The organism is Nocardiopsis halophila DSM 44494, assembly GCF_000341245.1.
Classification (GTDB): Bacteria; Actinomycetota; Actinomycetes; order Streptosporangiales; family Streptosporangiaceae; genus Nocardiopsis_A; species Nocardiopsis_A halophila.
This window is the reverse complement of the sequence record NZ_ANAD01000174.1, coordinates 1-17,711: the sequence shown is the minus strand read 5'-3', so window position 1 is coordinate 17,711 and position 17,711 is coordinate 1. Positions and strand designations below refer to the sequence as shown.

The following is a 17,711-nucleotide window of genomic DNA, read 5'->3' as shown; positions in this document are numbered from 1 at the left end:
GGGCTAACCTAATTGATTGCAAGAAAGGCTTGCCTACGTGACACAAATTGCCGCGCCATTAATCGACTCAGGTTTTCGGAGGCGCTATTGTGAAGGCATGGCTTCGACACCTCATACCACCGAGCACGGCCTTTCCAAGTTCCACCGCCTCCTGCTGGACCAGGTGCGGCACGAGTTCACGGCCTCGCACCAGTACGTGGCGCTGGCCGCCTGGTTCGACGACCGCCACCTGCCCCAGCTGGCGCGGATCTTCTACCGCCAGTCGCTGGAGGAGCGCGACCACGCGATGATGATCGTGCGCTACCTGCTCGACCGGGACGTTCCCACCTCCATCCCGCGTGTCGACGAAATCCAGAACGATTTCGACGCGCCGCGGGACCTGGTGGCCCTGGCCCTGGCCCAGGAGCAGCGCGTGACCGAGCAGTTCCACGTCCTGCAGCGGGTGGCCCGCGAGGAGAACGACTACACCGGCGAGCAGTTCCTCCAGTGGTTCCTCAAGGAGCAGGTCGAGGAGGAGCACAAGATGTCGACCATCCTGGCGGTGCTGGACCGCGCCGCGGGCGGGTCGATGTTCGAGGTGGAGACCTGGCTGGCGCGCGAGATGCCCGACGAGGCGGGCGACGGCGACGCCCCGGAGACCGCGGGTCCGGCGCTGACGGTCTGAGGGGGCACGCCCCCTTCCCGCCGCCGCCCGCAGGCGGCGGCACTAGGCTGTCCGGGTGAGCGGAAAGGGGACCCCGGCCACGGTCGCTGCGGGCCGGGCGAAGATCCAGAGCGCCCTGCACACGTATGAGGCGTCGGGCGACGGCGCCTCCTCCTACGGCGAGGAGGCCGCCGACGCCCTCGGCGTCCCGCGCGAGCGCGTGTTCAAGACGCTGGTGGCGGAGGTCGACGGGGCATTGACGGTGGGTGTGGTCCCGGTCGCGGCGACGCTGGACCTCAAGGCGCTGGCCGCGGCGGTCGGCGGAAAGAAGGCCGTGATGGCCGACCCGAAGGCCGCCGAGCGGGCCACGGGCTACGTGCGCGGGGGCATCAGCCCGCTGGGCCAGCGCAAGAGGCTGCCCACGGTGGTGGACTCCTCGGCGGGCGACCACGCGACGGTGTACGTCTCGGCGGGCCGGCGCGGCCTGCAGATGGAGCTCTCTCCTGAGGACCTGGTGAGCCTCACTCAGGCGAAGACGGGTCCCATCGCCGCCTATTAGGGCGGTAAGGGCCTCAGGCTCAAGGCGGCGGCCGACGACGGTCGCCGCCTTCGGCATGCACGACATGCGGGGACGCGAACCCCGGAGGCCCCAGGGCCCTGCCCGGGGGTACGCCGGGGTACCTCCATGCACGTACCGACGCGGGCGGCGCTGCTCTCCCGGCGCCGCTCCCCCTGCGCCGGGCTCCGGCGCGACCGGGCGATCGGGCGTTCATCACCGGCGCGCCGACAGGAACATGCCCCGGCCAGCGCCCCTGCACAGTGAAGAGATCCCTCTGGGGCCGGTGTTGAGGCGACATCGCCACCGACGCTCCAGGTCCCGTCCCGAGCGCAGGCCCGCCTCCTCCCCTGAACGGACGCCGGCGAACGGGCCCGCCGTTACCGCGGCCAGGTCGAGACCGCATGGCCGAGCGCCCCGGCCGCCCGCGCCATCACGCCTCCAGGCATGCCGGCGCCCCTTCGGCACGACTGCCGTGCGCGGTGCACGGCGTCCTCACCGCCGCGTGCCGCCCTGCCCTGTTCGTCGCCCGAACGCCCTTGCCCTGCCCCGACGCGTGTTACCTAGTGCTAGGTACTTTTCACCGGACCGCCTCCGACTTACCGTGGTCTGCATCACATCTGAAGGTGGGACGCGTCAGGGAGGCACGATGGTCCCGGCGGTCGTGCTCGGCACGGTCATCACCCACGTGCTGATCGCGCTCTGCCTGCTGCTCTCCCGCTGGGGCTACGCCCGCGCCCGCACCTCGGGCCCCCGGTTCCCCGCCGTCGGCGCCGACGACCTCGACCCCGCGGACCTCGGCATGCTCGCCGGAGGCCGGACGCGCATGGGCGAGGTCGCCCTTGCCGGGCTGTACCTGTCGGGCCGGGTGATCGCGCGCGGGAACGGCGCGGTCTCGGCCCCGGAGCAGCCCCCTTGCGGCGCCCCGCCGCTCCCCCGCCCCCCGTCGCCGTTCGGACGGCTCATGGAGGCCTCCCTGGAGCCCGGCCGGTGCCTGCCGGCCGAGCGCCTCATCGAGTCGGTCACCCTCGGGGACGCGGCCACCGCGGTGCTGTGGCGGCTCCGCCGCCTCGGCCTGTTCTTCGACCCGGCCCGCCTGCGCCGGGTCCGGCGCCTGCGCCGCGCGGCATGGGCCGCGCACGCCGCCGCCGGCACGGGCGCGGCGGTCCTGGGCGCGGTGCTGCTGCTGGCGGGCATGCGGCCGGGAGACTCCCCCGTGCACCCCGCGGCCCCGGCGGTCTTCGCCCTGCTGCTGATGGCCTACCCCTTCCTGCTGCACGTGGCGCGGCGGCTGCTGGGCGGGCTGCCCGGGGCCGTGGCGTGCGGGGCGGCGGCGGCCGCCGTCGCCCTGGTCGCGGCCCCTCTGCCGCGGGCGGCCTTCGCCGCCCCGCTGCTCTACGCGTGCTGGTTCGGGGTGCACTGGGTGTACCGGGCCACCGGTGGGCGGCTGGGGCCGCGCACGCTCGCGGGGGACGCGCTGCTGGCCGAGGCCCGCGAGGCGGGGCCGGGCCCCGGTGCCGCCGGGGCGCTGCGCACGACGGCGCTGGTCGGCTTCCCCGAGCTGCGGCGTCGGGAGGGCGAACGGGGAGCGGCGCCGGGCGGCGCCCGCGAGGAGGCCCTGGTCCGCTCCTTCGCGGCGGCCTGCGGGCGCGGACTCGGGCGCGCGGACACCGGGCTGGGCGGCGACTTCGCGGGCGACGGCGGCAGCGGGACCTGGCGCGGCGACGGCGACGCACCGCAGGTGGAGCGCCACCGCCGCTGGTGACGGTGCCGCTGGTGACGGCGCCGCAGGGGACGGCCGGACGATGATGCCCCCCCTGCACCCTGCCCCGGGCGATCCCGACGACGCCCTCCCCCTCGCCGTGAAACACCGGCGTACAGGCTCAGCACAAGCGGACGCGGCCGTCCCGGCCGCCGAGTCCGGCCTCACCTCCGAAACACCGCTTCTCGGACGTGCGGCGGAACCGGCTGCACCGAAGCGGTGTCCCGCGCCGTACGGACCATCCGGTCTGCGGGCCGCGCCGGCGCCGCCCGACCACGGCGGTCCTCTGCGCCCCACGGGAGGGAACCGGGCCCGTCCATGAGGTCGGCGCCGACCCTCGATCGTTGGTGAGATACCGCTGCGACCACTGCGCACACGGCGAAGAGCACGTCCGGGCGGACTCCGTGTCCGTCCGGACGACGGGGCACGCTCCGGCCGCGGGACCGCGCCGATCCTGACGGTTGCACCGGCGTCCACGCCTTCGCCGCCGCAGACCGCCGGCGTTCCCCGGCGGTCCGAGAGACTCAGGAGACTAGGACGCGGCCGTCTCGGTCGCAGAAGCGGGCTTTTCCCCGGAATCGCTGCCGGACTCGGTACCGGGCCCGCCGTCGGGGTCGGTGTCAGCGTCGGTGTCGGATTCGGCTGCGGCGGCGGACACGGCCGGGACATCGCCCCGCCAGGTGCTCACGGCGTCGAACAGGCCGTACTGCAGCACCGCGACGAACGGCCAGACGACCAGCGCCGCCGTGGCGTCCAGGCGGAGCCGGTCGGTGATGACGTCTCCGGGAGCGGCCGCGGCCAGCGCCTCCGCGAAGGCATCGCCTTCCAGCAGGACGCCGGTGCGCCACACCAGCACGGCACCGAGCACCGCCCCGGCGGCCAGGCCCAGCAGGCACGCCATGCGCATGTCGAGCGGGGGTCTCCCCTGTTCCGCGCGTCGGCGGGCCAGGCGGTATTGGACGAGGTAGGCGCAGTACCCGGTGGCGATCCCTGCCCCGGCGGCGATGACCGCGTAGTGGCCCTGAACCGAGAACGCGGCCTCGCCCAGGGGGTAGGGCAGAGGTCGGCCGTCGGCGCCGACGGTGACCTCGGGCCGCGGGGCCAGCCACCACCACAGCAGGCCCAGCGGGACCCCGAGCGCCGCGACCGCCCCGAGGACCGCGCCGCCCGCGGCCCATCGCCCACGAACCATCGGGGCGCCCCCTTCCGTTTTCCGCTCACACGAATCTATCCCGCCCGGGGGCCCGGAAAACCAGTGGTCGGCCCCGAGGGCGGCGGTGACAATGAGCGCATGGACACGCCACGCGACCGTGGACCCGCGCTCGCCGGCCAATGGGGGTGCCGACCGGCGCCTCCCCCGGTGTGGGCGGACGAGACCACGATGCTCAGTGCCTTCCTCGACCGCCGGCGCGCATCGGTGCGCCGCTCCTGCTCCGGACTGTCCCCCACCGGCTCCGCCGCCGCCCCGGTCCCCGGCGCTCCGCTGCTCTCGCCGCGCGGGGTCGTGGCGCACCTGACCTGGGCGGAGCACCACTGGTTCGAGGCGGTGCTCCTCGGTCGGCCCGAGCGCGAGCCCGACCCGCTCCAGGGCACCGCCCCAGGCTCCGATCCGCACCACGGGCCGGAGCCGGACCTCGCCGACCTCTTGGCCGCCTACGACCTGCAATGCGAACGCTCACGAAGGATCACCGCACGCTTGGAACCGCGATCGGGCGCCCGCCGGTCCCGTGTGGGCGAACCCCCGGTGACGCTGCGGTGGGTGCTGATCCACATGCTCGAAGAGACCGCCTCCCACTCCGGACGGTTGGACCTGCTCCATCGAATGGCCGCCGCCTGAACCGCAGAGCGCCCCCTTCCGACCCCGCACCCCCTCTCAGGCGGCACGGCACCGCCCCCGCCCGGTGCACCGGGCGGGGGCGGAAAGGGCGTCGGTCCCGGCTACTCCTCGGCGTCGCCGTCGTCCGAGCCGGCCGCCTCGTCCTCGGCCAGGAGGCGGTAGAGCTCCCTGCGGGTCTCCGTGAGCATGCGCTTGGCCCGCTCCTGCTGTCCGGGGGTGCCGACCTGCGCCACCTGGGCGGCGGCGGCCGCCAGCTGGTAGGCCAGAGCCTGCACCTCCATCTGGCCCGAGTGCGCGTCCTCGAACTCCTCCGCCGCCGCCTGCCACGGCGGGGTCAGCCCGTCCGCGCGCTCGTCGACGTAGGCGCGCCCTTCCTCGGTGAGCTCGTAGGGGCGCCGGCGGCCGCCCCCCTCGGACGCGGCCGGGCGGACCAGGCCCTCGTCCTCCAGCTGCTGGAGCATCGGGTACACCGACCCGGGACTGGGCCGCCAGACTCCGGAGCTGCGCTCCTTGCCCTCGCGGATGATCTCGTACCCGCTGAGCGGGCCCTCGGCCAGCAGCAGCAGGATGCCGGTGCGCACGTCGCCCCGGCGCGCCCGCTGGCCGCGCCGTCCGCCGCGGCCGCCGAACGGCCCGCCGGGACCGCCCGGTCCGCCGGGGCCCCCGAAGCCGAAGGGCGGCGGCCCCCACGGGCCGGCGGGAGACATCGGCGGGACCTGTCCGCCGGGGGGCACCGGCGGAACCTGCCCGCCGGGGCCCGCCGCGAACGGCCCCTCGGGTGGACGCCATCCGTGCCACTCGCGGCCGTGGCCATGGGGCCCGCCGTGGTGGTGGCCGTGCGGCCCGCCGCGCCCTCCCCTCTGCATCCAGTGCTTGAGCACCGCGGGGCCGGAGCCCCGCGCCGCGGCCTCCTTGAAGCGCCGCAGGCGCTCGCGCCCGGAATCGGCGCCGGGCCGGTCCTCTTCTCCGCCGCCGCCCCAGGGCCACGGCATCGCCATCGCGGTCATGGTGTCCTCCTCGCTCCGGGACCGCCTCCGCGAATCCGGCGATCGGTCCCGATAGGTGATCTTCTATCTTGATCGTTAACGATATATCGGTATCGATCGCCAAGCAAGTACATGTGATGCACGTCACGACACAGACGGCGCCGAAGGCCGGTTCCTGGTGAGGGCGGCGGGGGGCCGGAAGGCCGTTCCCGGGGCCGCGGTACCGGGGCCGCCGAGAGCCGGCCTCGGGCGACGCCGAACATCCGGACGCCGCCCGCCGTGATCGCCCCGCCCCTCGGAGGCACCTCGCGCACGGAGCCCCCGGCAGCGGCGCAGGCCCCGCCCCTCCCCTCGCGCTACGCGCCGCGCGTCCGTGTCACCAGGCCCCGGGGCGGTACTCCTGGTGCGGGACCGCGCGGTCCCAGGCCGCCGCGAACAGCAGCCGGTAGTAGTCGATCGGCCCGGGGACGAACGTGACCTCCGCGCGCTCGATCTCCCCGAAGGCGTCGAAGTGGTACAGGAGCGCCGCCCGGTCGTCGAAGATCCAGCAGTCCAGGCGCGGGAACACGAGCCCGGCGGCCCGGGGGCGGGGCAGCCACCGCACCTCCAGCCCGGCCGCGGCGTTGAGCTGCTCGGTCACGGCGTAGGCGTAGACGATGGAGGGCGCCAGCGGCTCGGACACCACGCGGACGCGCCGGAAGCTGACGCCGCGGGCGGTGCTGCTCCGCACCAGGCGGCGCCAGCCGTGGCCGTCCTCCGCCAGGGGAAGCCGGGTCTTCCAGGAGGAGAAGGCCAGGTCGCCGGGGAGATGGGCGCCGTGCTGGTCCAGGTGGAAGGCCGCCCCCCTCGTCATGGAGATGAGCCTGCGGAACGTCGACGCCGCTTCTACAGGCATGCAGGTCCTCTCGGGGCGTTCCCGACGAGACCGCCCCTTCACGCTCGGATTGCCCTGATCCTGAGCGCTCGCGTGTGGCCGGTCAAGGGCGGCGCCGGCGCGAGGGGGCCGGTGCCCGCCGCCGTCCGGCCGTTCGGTGAGGCCTTCCGGTGCTCCGAGGCGGGCGAGCACGAAAAGGCCGCCGGGCCCGCACCGCCGTCCGTGGACGGGCGGTGCGGGCCCGGCGGCGCGGGGTCGCCTGCAGGGGCCCGGGACGCGGGTCGGCCCCGCCTCAGACCCCGCCGAGGCAGTTGGAGCCCAGCAGCGCCTTCAGCTCGCCCATCAGCTCGGGCGACGGGCTCACCCGCAGCGCCTCGTCGAGGGCGAAGACCGTGGTGCGGGGCCCGTTGTGCACCTGCAGGTGCACCTGGGTCTGGCCCTTGTTGCGGGACAGGATGTCGCGGAACTCGGTGATCGTGCCCTTCTCCACCCGGGAGATCGGCATCGACACCACCACCGGCTGCTCCTTGCCCACCTGCGACAGGTCCGGCTGGATGACCTCCATCGCGATCAGCTTGGGCACGTCCTCGCGCCGGTCGAGCCGCCCCTTGATGAACAGCACCGCGTCCTCGGCCAGCACGTGCGAGCACAGTTGGTAGGTGTTCGGGAAGATCATGCAGTCGACGGCGCCGCCCAGGTCCTCCAGCTGCGCCATGGCCCAGCTGTTGCCCTGCTTGGTGATCTTGCGGGTGAGCCCGGACAGCAGCCCGCCCACGGTCACCGTGCTCCCGTCGGGCCGGTCGGCCAGGTCCGCCACCGAGCAGTCGGCGTTGGAGGCCAGCAGGTGCTCCAGCCCCAGCAGCGGGTGGTCGGAGACGTACAGGCCCAGCATCTCCCGCTCGAACGCCAGCAGCGTGGTCTTGTCCCACTCCCCCTCGGGGATGTCCGGCACCACCTGGATGCCCGACTCCGGCTCGGCGATTCCGCCGAACAGCGAGTCCTGGCCGGCTGCCTCGGCACGCTTGTGCCCGATGATGGCGTCGATGGCCTGCTCGTGCACCAGCACCAGGCCCTTGCGCGGCTCCCTGAACTCGTCGAACCCGCCGGCCTTGATCAGCGACTCGACCACGCGCTTGTTGCAGACCTGCTGGGGCACCTTGTCCAGGAAGTCGGCGAAGGAGGTGAAGCGCCCCTTCTCCCGGCGCGCCTTGACGATGCCCTCGACGACGTTGGTGCCCACGTTGCGCACGGCCGACAGGCCGAAGCGGATCTCCTCCTTGCCGCGCGGGGTGAACGTGGCGTCGGACTCGTTGACGTCCGGCGGCAGCACGTTGATGCCCATGCGGCGGCACTCGTTCAGGTAGAGCGCGCTCTTGTCCTTGTCGTCGCCGACGGAGGTGAGCACGGCCGCCATGTACTCGGCCGGGTAGTTCGCCTTGAGGTAGGCGGTCCAGTAGGAGACCAGGCCGTAGGCGGCCGAGTGGGCCTTGTTGAAGGCGTAGTCGGAGAACGGGACGAGGATGTCCCACAGGGTCTTGATCGCCTCGTCGGAGTAGCCGTTCTTCTTCATGCCCTCGCTGAACGGCTTGAACTCCCGGTCGAGGACCTCCTTCTTCTTCTTGCCCATGGCGCGTCGGAGCAGGTCCGCTTCGCCCAGCGTGTACCCGGCGAGCTTCTGCGCGATCTGCATGACCTGCTCCTGATACACGATCAGGCCGTAGGTCGTGCCCAGGATCTCCTCCAGGGCGTCGGCGAGCTCGGGGTGGATCGGGGTGATCTCCTGCTGGCCGTTCTTGCGCAGGGCGTAGTTGATGTGGGAGTTGGCGCCCATGGGGCCGGGACGGTACAGGGCGCCGACGGCGGAGATGTCCTCGAAGTGGTCGGGCTTCATCTGCCGCAGCAGCGCCCGCATCGGGCCGCCGTCGAACTGGAAGACCGCCAGGGTGTCGCCGCGCTGCAGCAGTTCGAAGGTGGCCGGGTCGTCCAGGGTCAGGTCGAGCAGCTCGACCCTCTCCCCCCGGTTGGCCTCGATGTTCTTGATGCAGTCGTCCATGATGGTCAGGTTGCGCAGCCCGAGGAAGTCCATCTTCATCAGGCCGAGCGTCTCGCAGGTCGGGTAGTCGAACTGCGTGATGATGACCCCGTCGGAGTCGCGCATCATGACCGGGATGTGGTCGGTGATGGTCTCCGAGCTCATGATGACGCCCGCGGCGTGCACGCCGGTCTGGCGGATCAGCCCCTCCAGGCCCTGCGCCAGGTCCATGACCTGCTTGACCTCGACGTCCTCCTCGTAGAGCTTGCGCAGCTCGCCGGCCTCGTTGTAGCGGCCGTGGCTCTCGTCGAAGATCCCGGTCAGCGGGATGTCCTTGCCCATGACGGCCGGCGGGAACGCCTTGGAGACCCGGTCGCCCAGGGCGTAGGGGAAGCCCAGGACACGCGAGGCGTCCTTGATAGCGGCCTTGGCCTTAATCGTGCCGAAGGTCGCGATCATGGCGACCTTGTCCTCGCCGTACTTCTCGGTGACGTACCGGATGACGTCGCCGCGCCGGCGCTCGTCGAAGTCGATGTCGATGTCGGGCGGGGACTCGCGCTCGGGGTTGAGGAACCGCTCGAAGATCAGGCTGTGCGGGATGGGGTCGAGGTCGGTGATGCCCAGTGCGTAGGCGAGCAGCGACCCCGCGGCCGAGCCCCGGCCCGGGCCCACGGCGATGCCGTTCTCCTTGGCCCAGTTGATGAAGTCGGCGACCACCAGGAAGTAGGAGGGGTAGCGCTTCTGGATGATGACGTCGATCTCGTACTCGGCCTGCTCGACGTAGCCGTCGGGGATGCCCTGGGGGAAGCGCCGCTCCAGGCCCTGCATGACCTCCTTGCGGAAGAAGCTCTCCTCGGTCTCGCCCTCGGGCCAGGGGAGCTTGGGCATGAGGTCGTAGTAGTCGAACATCCCCGTGGTGTCGACCATCTCGGCGATGGCCAGGGTGTTGCGGCACCCCTCCAGCCAGGCGTCGGAGGTGTCGATCGCACGCATCTGCTCGGCGGTCTTCAGATAGTAGCCGGACCCGCCGAACCGGAACCGGTTCTCGTCGGAGAGCTTGGAGCCGGTCTGGATGCACAGCAGCGCGTCGTGGGCGTCGCGCTCGCTCTCGTAGGTGTAGTGCGAGTCGTTGGTGACCACGAACCGCAGGTCCAGCTGCTTGGCGATGGTCAGCAGGCCCTCGCGGACCCGGCGCTCGATGTCGAGGCCGTGGTCCATGAGCTCGACGAAGAAGTTCTCCTTGCCGAAGATGTCCCGGTAGTCCGAGGCGACCTGGAGGGCCTCGTCGAACTGGCCCAGCCGCAGGCGGGTCTGCACCGCGCCGGAGGGGCAGCCGGTGGTCGCGATGATCCCGGAGGCGTGCTCGGAGATGAGCTCCTTGTCCATGCGGGGCTTGCGGAAGAAGCCCTCGGTGGAGGCCCGGGAGTTGAGCTTGAAGAGGTTGTGCAGCCCCTGCTTGTTCTGCGCCCACATGGTCATGTGGTTGAAGGCGCCGCCACCGGAGACGTCGTCGCTCTTCTGGCTGGGGTCGCCCCAGCGGACCGGCTTCTTGTGGTACCGCGACTCCGGAGCGACGTAGGCCTCCACGCCGATCACCGGGGTGATCCCCGCCGCCCGCGCCTGGGTGTAGAAGTCGTAGGCGCCGTGCATGTTCCCGTGGTCGGTCATGGCGACCGCGGGCATCTTCTCCTGCCGGGCGACCTCGAAGAGGTTCTTCAGCTTCGCCGCACCGTCCAGCATCGAGTACTCGGTGTGGACGTGCAGGTGGACGAAGGGATCGGCCATCGCGCGGGGTTCCCCTCATGCGAGTCGGTGGGACGGCGGACGCCTCCTGAGCCTACGACCATCACGCGGGTGCCGGGGCGCCTCCCGCGCCGCCCGGGGATGTCCGGACGGCCACACCGGCGGGGCCGGCGGCGCGCCGGCGCGCCGTGGGCCCCGCCCACCTGGTCGGGCGGGGCCGGAGACGGGTGCGCGGGCGCCCGGGGAGCCCCCGCGGAGCGGTCGGCCCGGTTCGGCGGTTCCGGTCCTCTTGACCCTGTGCACCCCCGACGGTTAAGAAACATGGGACGACTGGACATCCCCCAGCGAACGGAGACCCCATGGCGTCCGCGCGCCTCGCGTTCCCCGCCGTCCTCACCGCCGCCGCTCTGGCCGGCGGCGCCCTCACCGCCCTGTCCGCACCGGCCGCCGCCGAGCCGGCCACCGCCCCCTGCAGCCCGCACAAGGACACCGGAACCGCCTCCTGGACCGGCCACGCCGAGCTCGGGGACGAGCTGGAGCGCCTGGAGCGGCGCTCCAAGGGCGCGCTGGAGGTGGAGGTCGCCGGCCGCTCCGGCCGGGGCCGGGAGATCTGGACGGCCCGCGTCGGCGAGGGGCCGCGGACCGTCATGGTCGCCAGCGAGATCCACGGCAACGAGAAGACCGGCACCGAGGCGGTCCTGAGCCTGCTCCGGTCGCTCTCGGGCCCGTCGAAGCAGGCGCGCGAGCTGCGCGAGCAGGTCACCGTGGTGGCGGTGCCGAAGATGAACCCGGACGGCTCGGAGCTGGACCGGCGGGGCAACGACCGCTCCTGGTCCGACGTGGTGGACGACTTTCCGCAGCTTGAGGGCGCCCCGCCCTCGTGGAACCACTACACCGGCGAGCTGCAGGGCGACGACTACTCGCAGCGGCCGGGGTTCGACGTCAACCGCGATTTCAACCCCGACCTGGACTACGTCCCCGACCCGGCCGACCTGCCCGGCGACTCGGCCTCCCCCGGCTGGTTCGTCCAGCCCGAGTCGCAGGCGGTCCGCGACGCCTATGTCGCCCTGGCCGAGGAGAAGGGCGGGGTGGACGCCTACATCGACCTGCACCACCAGGGCTCCTGCTACCAGGATGAGAACGGGGAGTTCTGGGTCGACCTGTCCCTGTCGGGCAACTTCCTGCCCGAGCAGGGCAGCCCGGAATGGGAGCGCAAGTACTCCGAGTACGACGACGTCTACGACAACGAGTTCTCGCGCCAGCTGAACCTGGCCGCCTATGACGAGCTGCAGTCCTACGGCGAATCGAACTTCGGCGACGTCACGCTGTACCCGCAGGAGCAGGACCTGCCGGGAACGGCTCTGGCGTCGTTCGCACTGAACGGCAGCGGGACGGTGCTGTTCGAGGTCCGCGGGCAGACGCAGAGCTGGGGCTCCAAGCAGCGCGGCCGCCTGGTCACGACGGTGGAGCGCGGCCTGACCGCGGTCGTCGAGGGCGTCGCCGACGGGTCGGCCCGGAACCTGGACCCCGAGCGCTACGACGACATCCCCGCGACCGCGCGCTGATCCGCCGCCGCGCATGCGCCGGGCGCCTCGGGGGCGCCTGAGACGGCCTGCCGTCGCCCCTGAGCCGCGGGCCCACAGGGCCGCACTCCGCACCGGCGGGGTGCGGCCCTTCCCGTGCGCCGGGGCCCGGCGCGGTTCCTCCTCCGCCCTCCTCCCTCTCCTCCATAAAGGCGCGGGAACGAGGCCGTTCAGCGCTCGCCGCGGCGTTCCTACGCAATTCGGCCGCACGGCCGTTCATAAATGGCGATGATTTTCCGCTACATCGCCGAAACGGCATGGGAGGGCACGGGAAACCCGCGGGTTCGAAAGCCCCGGCGGAACATCCTCCGGCACACTGCAGCCCCTTCCCCGCACCGCGCCGTGTTCCCCACTTCGCCGACGTTTCTGTATTAAAGTGACCGCGCGGCCGGCCGCCGTCCGCGCACCGCTTCAACGGCCGCCCCCGCGCCGGACGGGAACGCCCTGTATCCGAGCGGCGGATTCCGCTTCCTTCTCCATGGCCCGCAGGACCGGCTCGCCTGCGGACCTGACGGTCATGCCCGAAGAAAGGTGCCGAATGAACGCTCCCTCCTCGCTCGGAATCGACAGGGCGCTCGTCCTCATCGAGTTCGCGCAGGAATACGGGCTGGCGGCGGAGGACTGCCTCGACGGGACCGGGCTCGCCCACGACGCCCTCGGCGCCCCGGATGCACAGACCACCGCGGCCCAGGAGGCGGCGATCGCGGCGAACCTGGTGCGCCTGCTGCCGCACCGGCCCGACCTGGGACTGCTGGTGGGAGAGCGCCTCCACGCGGCCGGGCACGGGTCCCGGGGGCCGGCCCCGGGCGCCTGCGCCACCCTCGGCGAGGCGGTGGAGCGCGCCGAGCGCGCCGAGTGCACCTCCGCGTCGGCATGGGGCCTGTGCGCCTGGTCCGTGGAGCGCGCGGGCGCGACGGTGGCCCTGCGCGCCCGGTCCCGGCACCTGCCGCGGCCGGTCCGGCGGTTCGCGCTCGACCGCGACCTGGCCCGGCTCGCCCTGCTCGCCCGCCGGATCACCGGGGAGGCCCCGCCTCCGGCCGTGGTCCGGACCCGCCACAGCGACCCCGACCACGCCGAGGCCTACCTGCGGGTGCTGGGGGTGGTCCCGGAGTTCGGCGCGGACCGGGACGAGGTCGTCGTGGACGCCCGCGCCCTGGAGCACCCGCCGGCCCGGTCCGGCCCGCGTCCCCGGGTGCACCGCGACGTGCTCCGCGCCGAGCCGTCCCGCCGCCTGTCCGAGCCCGATCTGGTCGCCCGGGTCCGTGAGCACATCGAGGCCGATCTGGCCGCCGCCGACCTGGAGTCGGCGGCGCGGGCGTTGGCGGTCAGCCCGCGCACGCTCCGGCGCCACCTGTCGGGGCACGGGTACTCCTTCCGGCGGATGCTGGACGCGGCGCGGCAGGACCGCGCACTGCTGCTGCTCCGCCAGGGCCTGGCGACGCGGGAGATCGCGGGACGGCTGGGCTACACCGAGCCGTCGGCCTTCCTGAACGCCTTCCGGCGCTGGACCGGGACCACGCCGGGGCGGTTGGAGCGGCCACCGCACGCGGCGCGGTAACCGGTTCCACTCATCGATCCCCTGAACCCGTCTGGCCTTACCCCGCCGGGAGATGCAAACTGAAACCCGTTCTGCATTCTCAGGGAGGCGTGATGGCGACGCACGACCGGCTCTACATCGGGGGAGAGTGGACCGCACCCGCGGGCACGGGGGTGCTGGAGGTGGTCGGCCCGCACGACGGCAGGACCGTCGGGTGGGCCCCGGACGGGACGCCCGCCGACATCGACCGCGCGGTCGGCGCCGCCCGCCGGGCGTTCGACACCGGCCCCTGGCCGCGGACCTCCCCCGCCGAGCGGGCCGCGGCGCTCGGGCGGCTGGCCGGGGCCTACGGGCGGCGCACCGAGGAGGCGGCCGCGCTCATCACCGCCGAGATGGGCAGCCCCCTGGCGTTCTCGCGCCTGGCCCAGGCGCCGCTGGCCCACGCCGTCCTCGACTACTACGCGGGCCTGGCCGGGCAGGTGGAGTGGAGCGCGGTGCGCCCCGGCATGCTCGGACCGGTCCACGTCGAGCGCGAGCCGGCCGGGGTGGCGGCCGCGATCGTGCCGTGGAACGTTCCGCACTTCCTGATCGCCGCCAAGGTCGCGCCGGCGCTGCTGGCCGGGTGCACGGTGGTGGTCAAACCGGCCCCGGAGACGGCGCTGGACCCCTACCTGCTCGCCGAGGCGGCCGAGGAGGCGGGCCTGCCGCCCGGGGTGCTCAACATCGTGGCGGGCGGCCGCGGGGCCGGCGAGCACCTGGTGTCCCACCCCGACGTGGACCACGTGGCCTTCACCGGCTCGACGGCCGCGGGGCGGCGCATCGGCGCCCTGTGCGGCGAGCGCCTCAAGGGGTGCAGCCTGGAGCTGGGCGGCAAGTCGGCGGCGGTGCTGCTGGACGACGTCGACCTGGACGCCTACCTGGGGATGCTGCCGCTGACGGCGGTGCTCAACAACGGCGAGGCGTGCATCGCCCAGGCCCGCGTCCTGGCCCCCCGCTCGCGCTACGACGAGGTGGTGGAGGCGGTCACCGAGCGCATGGCGGCCCTGCGCGTGGGCGACCCGGCCGACCCGGAGACCGAGGTCGGGCCCCTGGTGTCGCAGCGCCAGCGCGAGCGGGTCGAGGGCTACATCGCCCTGGGCGCCGAGGAGGGGGCGCGCATCACCACCGGCGGCGGGCGCCCGGCGGGCGGGGGCCGGGACCAGGGCTTCTACGTGGAGCCGACGGTCTTCGCCGACGCCGCGAACGGCATGCGCATCGCGCGCGAGGAGATCTTCGGCCCGGTCGTGGTGGTGGTCCCCTACGACGGGGAGGGGCCGCACGGCGACGACGAGGCGGTGCGGCTGGCCGACGACAGCGAGTACGGGCTGGCCGGGTCGGTGTGGACGGCCGACCCCGAGCGCGGCATGGCGGTGGCCCGCAGGGTCCGCGCCGGCACGTTCGGCGTCAACGCCTACAACATCGACGTCAACACCCCGTTCGGCGGCCGCAAGGCCAGCGGTGTCGGCAGCGAGTTCGGCCCGGAGGGCCTGGAGGAGTACCTGCGCTGGAAGTCGATCGTGACGCTCGGCTGAGATTCGGGCCGGGGCCGCTCCGCCGCGAGGGCGGCTTCCCGGCGACGGACCGGCGTGCGGCCGAGGTGCGGGGGCCGCCCGGTGCTCCCCGCCGGGCCCGGGCCCGGCGGCCGGGGTCCTCCCCCCGTTGTGTTCTTCGTGGTCCTGCAACAGGGCGGCCGACCTCTGGGCGCGGCATGACTGAGTCCCCGAGGACATGACCCGGGGGGTGGTGTCACCGGGCTCGAGAGGTGCCGTCACAGACGCTGATGAGAGGACCGGCAACCGCCGGCTCAAACGCGCGATGTTCCTCTCCGCGTTCGCCGCCCTGCACGATCCGGCCTCCCGCGTCTACGACGACAGGTGCCGATCACGGGGCGAGACCCACACCCACGGCCCTGCTCCGCCTGGCCCGGCAACGGGTCAGCGTATTCTCCGCGATGCCGCGCGACGGCACCTTCTACGAACACCGGCCACCCCGCCCGGCTTGACGAAAAACATAGAGGCACCCCCGCGCGACTTCCGAATGGTCGGGGAGCGCGCACGGCCGAGCGCGGGTCCTTCCCGGGCCGCCTTCGGCCGCCCGGCGAAAGGCGGTCGCGGGCACGAGGGCGCCACGCCCTCCAGCGAACGCGGTCTGAGCGGACCGCGGCACCCCCTTGGCCCTGGGACGGTTCACCCGGGTTTCACGAGGGGTTCACGCCGAGGACATGCTCGACGCCCAGACGGACCGCGTGCGCATTCCCTCCCCCTTCGAGGACATTCCCCCAGATCAATGCGGTGTTCCGGGGCGGCGCACCCGCCGCTCGGCCCGGTTCGTCCTGGTATGCCGTTCCGGTTGCGAATCGATGAATGGGTCCCCCCTCCCTCAGAGCCCTCCTGTATAACCGCTCTGTAACGGCAGGGAGGCCGCCTCCGACCGCCCTCACTGCACCGACCTGCGATTTTTCGGTAGCCGAATCCCTACATAGCGTATTCACGACCACGGCGGGAACAATAAGGAGCCAACCGAATCGCACACCTCGGACAACCGCAGAAAGTGACCGCGCCACGGTGGCTTCTCCTTCTCACCCCCTTGCCCCCGCCCCGCTCTCCCTCCCCACGTGGCAGGTGCGGATCCCCACCCTCGGCGGTGCGGTCGCCGGCGGCGGCGTCGTCGTGCCCGGCGGCCGGATCCTCACCTGCGCCCACGTCGTCGACGCCGCGCTGGAGCGCCGCCCCGGGCGGACTCCCTCGCCGCCGCCGGACGCCGCCGTGCCCGTGGAGGTACCCGGAGCGGGCGGGTTCGTGCCCCGCACGGCCCGGGTCGACCCGCGGGCCTGGAACCCGGCCGGGGACACCGCGGTGCTGCTGCTCGACCCCGCGCCCGGCGCCCCCGCGCCCGAGCCGGCGGTGCTGCGCGGCTTCATGGAGCGGATCCGGCGCACCCGCCGCCCCCGCGCGGTGCAGGTGCGCGGCCACCCGGCCCTGTACGCCGCCCAGGCCCCCCTCGGGCTGAGCGCCTTCGGCCGGGTGGTGGGCCCGGGGGTGCGGTTCGGCACCGCCCAGCTCGACCTGGACCCCGACACCCCGATGGGCATCATGCCCGGCTTCAGCGGCTGCGGCGTGCTGGACGTGGAGGAGGGCGCGGTCATGGGCATCGTCGGCCAGGCGCTGCTGGGCCCGGGCGGCGAAGGCGCGCGGCTGGCGGCCGTCGTCCCGGTCGAGGCCGTCTCCGCGCTGGCCCCGCTGGTGGCCGACAGCCCGCGCGAGCGGCTGGAGCGCGCACTGGCCGCCCTGCCGTTCGCCGAGGTCACCGCCGCCTATGCCACGGCGACCGCCGCGCGCCCGCTGGAGCACGTGCGCTTCGGCACCGCGCTGGAGGCCTTCGACCGGCTGGCCGAGCTGGCGCCGGGCGGCGACGGGCTGCCGCGCGAGGTGGTGTTCACCGAGGAGGCGGCCAAGCTGGGCGCGGCGGACGCCGAGGTCCTGCGGGCCTATGCCGACTCCCGTCCCGAGTCCGAGGTGCCGCGCGCGGCGCTGGCGCGGCTCCGGGCGCGCACGGCGGCCCCGGATCCGCCCTCCGGCGCCCGGCTGGAGCTGACCGCCGAACCGGTCCCCGGGCCGGGCGGCGGCGCGCCCTGCCGCTACGAGCTGCGCGCCCGGCTGCGGGCCGCGGGAACGGTGACCGCGCGCCCGGCGCGCCGGGTGGGGGCCGACCGGCTGCGCCCGGCGGCCCTGGAGGCGATCTCCGAGGCCGAGCGCCTGCTGGAGCAGCACAGCCGCCCCCAGGCCCCGGCGCTGTCGCTGCATTTCACCCTCCCTTTCGACCTGCTCATTTCCGGAGCGATCCCGCATTGGCGGACGCGCACCCCGCTCAGCCCTTATGGGGAGCGTCTGGGCACGGCCCACGAAATCGTCCTGCACAGCTTCGAACGGCTGCAGGCGCGCCAGTGGAGCGGGGCCCGGCTGAGGATGGAGCGGCGCGCGGCGCTGCTGTCCGGGAGCGGCCACGGCCGGGTGCGGCGCATCGACGCGCGGCACGGCGGGACGGCCCCGGCCCACGACCGCCTGGCCGATCCGGCGATCGCCGTGTGCGTGCTGGTGGGCGGCGACGCGCGGGAGCTGC

12 protein-coding genes and 1 pseudogene are annotated in these 17,711 nt (G+C 73.6%); 9 read left to right on the top strand and 4 right to left on the bottom strand.

Annotation, left to right across the window (positions count from 1 at the left end; translation table 11 throughout):
• Positions 1–97: 97 nt before the first annotated feature.
• The 3 genes from D450_RS0120230 (at position 98) to D450_RS0120220 (ending at position 2,964) form a co-directional block, all read left to right on the top strand.
• A complete protein-coding gene (locus D450_RS0120230) occupies positions 98–664 on the top strand; it encodes a ferritin (protein WP_017540475.1) in 567 nt (188 codons plus the stop codon).
• 55 nt (positions 665–719) lie between these two features.
• Entirely contained in the window at positions 720–1,202 is a 483-nt protein-coding gene (gene ybaK / locus D450_RS0120225; protein ID WP_017540474.1) for a Cys-tRNA(Pro) deacylase, read from the top strand.
• 646 nt (positions 1,203–1,848) lie between these two features.
• Positions 1,849–2,964 carry a TIGR04222 domain-containing membrane protein gene (locus D450_RS0120220; RefSeq protein WP_017540473.1) on the top strand — a complete coding sequence of 372 codons (1,116 nt, stop codon included), beginning with the start codon at positions 1,849–1,851 and terminating at the stop codon, positions 2,962–2,964.
• 529 nt (positions 2,965–3,493) lie between these two features.
• On the opposite strand, the gene D450_RS0120215 is transcribed toward D450_RS0120220, so the two are convergent.
• Entirely contained in the window at positions 3,494–4,153 is a 660-nt protein-coding gene (locus D450_RS0120215; protein ID WP_017540472.1) for a hypothetical protein, read from the bottom strand.
• A gap of 189 nt (positions 4,154–4,342) precedes the next feature.
• On the opposite strand from D450_RS0120215, the gene D450_RS0120210 reads away from it, so the two are divergent.
• Positions 4,343–4,798, top strand: coding sequence for a mycothiol transferase (locus D450_RS0120210; protein WP_017540471.1), 456 nt, complete (start codon positions 4,343–4,345; stop codon positions 4,796–4,798).
• Between the two features lie 101 nt (positions 4,799–4,899).
• Here D450_RS0120210 and D450_RS0120205 read toward each other — a convergent pair whose 3' ends face one another.
• The 3 genes from D450_RS0120205 to dnaE all read right to left on the bottom strand — a co-directional run bounded on the left by D450_RS0120205 (position 4,900) and on the right by dnaE (position 10,475).
• Positions 4,900–5,805: a PadR family transcriptional regulator gene (locus tag D450_RS0120205; protein WP_017540470.1), complete on the bottom strand. Its 906-nt coding sequence runs from the start codon at positions 5,803–5,805 to the stop codon at positions 4,900–4,902.
• A 355-nt stretch (positions 5,806–6,160) separates the two neighbouring features.
• A complete protein-coding gene (locus D450_RS0120200) occupies positions 6,161–6,679 on the bottom strand; it encodes a DUF6879 family protein (RefSeq protein ID WP_241483225.1) in 519 nt (172 codons plus the stop codon).
• A 271-nt stretch (positions 6,680–6,950) separates the two neighbouring features.
• A complete protein-coding gene (dnaE, locus tag D450_RS0120195) occupies positions 6,951–10,475 on the bottom strand; it encodes a DNA polymerase III subunit alpha (protein ID WP_017540468.1) in 3,525 nt (1,174 codons plus the stop codon).
• Between the two features lie 317 nt (positions 10,476–10,792).
• Here dnaE and D450_RS0120190 point away from each other — a divergent pair, with 317 nt between their 5' ends.
• The 5 genes and pseudogenes from D450_RS0120190 to D450_RS0120175 all read left to right on the top strand — a co-directional run.
• Positions 10,793–11,998 (top strand): M14 family zinc carboxypeptidase, encoded by a 1,206-nt coding sequence (locus tag D450_RS0120190; RefSeq protein ID WP_017540467.1) that lies wholly within the window; start codon positions 10,793–10,795, stop codon positions 11,996–11,998.
• 556 nt (positions 11,999–12,554) lie between these two features.
• Complete coding sequence (locus tag D450_RS0120185) at positions 12,555–13,574, top strand: AraC family transcriptional regulator (protein ID WP_017540466.1); 1,020 nt, start codon at positions 12,555–12,557, stop codon at positions 13,572–13,574.
• A 92-nt stretch (positions 13,575–13,666) separates the two neighbouring features.
• Entirely contained in the window at positions 13,667–15,124 is a 1,458-nt protein-coding gene (locus tag D450_RS0120180) for an aldehyde dehydrogenase (protein WP_017540465.1), read from the top strand.
• A 253-nt stretch (positions 15,125–15,377) separates the two neighbouring features.
• A pseudogene (locus D450_RS32665) lies at positions 15,378–15,594 on the top strand (IS110 family transposase); the annotation flags it as partial.
• Between the two features lie 619 nt (positions 15,595–16,213).
• Positions 16,214–17,711: VMAP-C domain-containing protein (locus D450_RS0120175; protein WP_026128664.1), on the top strand; the 1,498-nt coding region annotated here is incomplete at its 3' end.

Excerpts from the sequence above, each read along its gene's own strand:
- D450_RS0120230 (WP_017540475.1), top strand. The coding sequence starts at position 98 with ATGGCTTCGACACCTCATACCACCGAGCACGGCCTTTCCAAGTTCCAC.
- D450_RS0120220 (WP_017540473.1), top strand. The coding sequence starts at position 1,849 with ATGGTCCCGGCGGTCGTGCTCGGCACGGTCATCACCCACGTGCTGATC.
- D450_RS0120215 (WP_017540472.1), bottom strand. The coding sequence starts at position 4,153 with ATGGTTCGTGGGCGATGGGCCGCGGGCGGCGCGGTCCTCGGGGCGGTC.
- D450_RS0120210 (WP_017540471.1), top strand. The coding sequence starts at position 4,343 with ATGCTCAGTGCCTTCCTCGACCGCCGGCGCGCATCGGTGCGCCGCTCC.
- D450_RS0120205 (WP_017540470.1), bottom strand. The coding sequence starts at position 5,805 with ATGACCGCGATGGCGATGCCGTGGCCCTGGGGCGGCGGCGGAGAAGAG.
- D450_RS0120200 (WP_241483225.1), bottom strand. The coding sequence starts at position 6,679 with ATGCCTGTAGAAGCGGCGTCGACGTTCCGCAGGCTCATCTCCATGACG.
- dnaE (WP_017540468.1), bottom strand. The coding sequence starts at position 10,475 with ATGGCCGATCCCTTCGTCCACCTGCACGTCCACACCGAGTACTCGATG.
- D450_RS0120190 (WP_017540467.1), top strand. The coding sequence starts at position 10,793 with ATGGCGTCCGCGCGCCTCGCGTTCCCCGCCGTCCTCACCGCCGCCGCT.
- D450_RS0120185 (WP_017540466.1), top strand. The coding sequence starts at position 12,555 with ATGAACGCTCCCTCCTCGCTCGGAATCGACAGGGCGCTCGTCCTCATC.
- D450_RS0120180 (WP_017540465.1), top strand. The coding sequence starts at position 13,667 with ATGGCGACGCACGACCGGCTCTACATCGGGGGAGAGTGGACCGCACCC.